The following is a 1,387-nucleotide window of genomic DNA, read 5'->3' as shown; positions in this document are numbered from 1 at the left end:
GGGTCTGTAACGTTTTCGGTGTTTCCAGCATTTTTGGTTAGTAGGTTTCTGCTGCCGGCCAGCGGTCGGCGAAGGTGATCGCGAACGCGTTCAGCGCGGGTTTCCACCGCACTGTCCAGCGTGTCCTGCCAACTCCGGTCGGGTCAAGCGACCGGGTCACGAGATACAGGCATTTCAGCGCCGCGGCCTCGGTCGGGAAATGACCCCGAGCCCGGACGGCACGCCGGTACCGGGCGTTCAGCGACTCGATCGCATTCGTCGAGCAGATCACGGTTCTGACCTCGACGTCGTAATCGAGGAAGGGGGTGAATTCTTCCCACGCCGACTCCCATAACCGGATGATCGCACCATATTTCTTGCCCCACTTCTCGGTGAGTTCCTCCAACGCGGCACGAGCTGCGGCTGGGCTCGAGGCGGTATAAATCGGGCGGACATCTTTCTTCAGTGCGTCCCAGTCCTTTTTCGACGCCAACCGGAACGTGTTGCGGATCAGATGGATGATGCAGGACTGGACCGTCGCTAACGGCCACACGTTGCCCACGACCTCCGGCAGTCCCTTCAGACCGTCGCAGACGAGGAAGAACGTATCGGTGACGCCCCGGTTCTTGATGTCCGTGAGGACACTCATCCAGAACTTCGCCCCCTCACCACCGGTCCCGGCCCAGAGGCCAAGGATGTCTTTCTCTCCTTCCAGAGACACCCCGATCGCCGCATAGATCGGACGGTTCGCGACCTGGCCGTCACGGATCTTCACCACGATCGCGTCAATGAAGATCGCTGCGTAGACGGCGTCCAGGGGCCGGCTGGACCACGACGCCATCTCTTCGGACACCTTCTCGGTGATCCTGGAGATGGTTTCCTTGGACACCTGCGCCCCGTAGATCTGGGCGAAGTGCGCACTGATCTCACCCGTCGTCAAACCATGCGCGTACAACGACAGGACCATCTCATCAACGCCGCCCAGACGGCGTTGATGCTTCTTCACGATCTGTGGCTCGAAAGTGCCCTCCCGGTCCCTGGGAATCTCGATCTGTACATGCCCGGTCCCTTCGGTCAGGACTGTTTTCGGCCGAGACCCGTTGCGCACATTCGAGGCCTCCCGGCCGGGATCGGCGTGGTGTTTCTCGTGCCCGAGATGGTCAGTCATTTCCTCGTTCAACGCGGTCTCGAGGACCGTTTTCGTGAACTGCTTCAACAGCCCATCCGGGCCCGTGAGGGACAGGCCCTGCTCGGCCGCCATCCGGACCAGTTCCTTCGCTGCGAGCTCCTCCGCAGAGGGCTCCGGCTTGTTTCTCTTCACAACATCCAGTGTCGTCATCACGGCACCTTCCCCGCCAGGCACACGCCCGACGCGTTAGGCCAGAAACACCGAATTCAGCACAGTCCC

The 1,387-nt window shown here is 61.2% G+C and carries 1 protein-coding gene; it reads right to left on the bottom strand.

Features of this window, described 5'->3' with window-relative positions; all coding sequences use genetic code 11:
• Positions 1-37 precede the first annotated feature (37 nt).
• Positions 38-1,318 carry an IS256 family transposase gene (locus tag B7R22_RS18660; protein ID WP_116413176.1) on the bottom strand — a complete coding sequence of 427 codons (1,281 nt, stop codon included), beginning with the start codon at positions 1,316-1,318 and terminating at the stop codon, positions 38-40.
• Positions 1,319-1,387 lie beyond the last annotated feature (69 nt).

This window comes from Subtercola boreus (assembly GCF_003399635.1).
In the GTDB taxonomy this organism is placed as follows: Bacteria; Actinomycetota; Actinomycetes; order Actinomycetales; family Microbacteriaceae; genus Subtercola; species Subtercola boreus_B.
The sequence above is the reverse complement of the archived record's forward strand: the minus strand, read 5'-3'. Positions and strand labels throughout refer to the sequence as shown.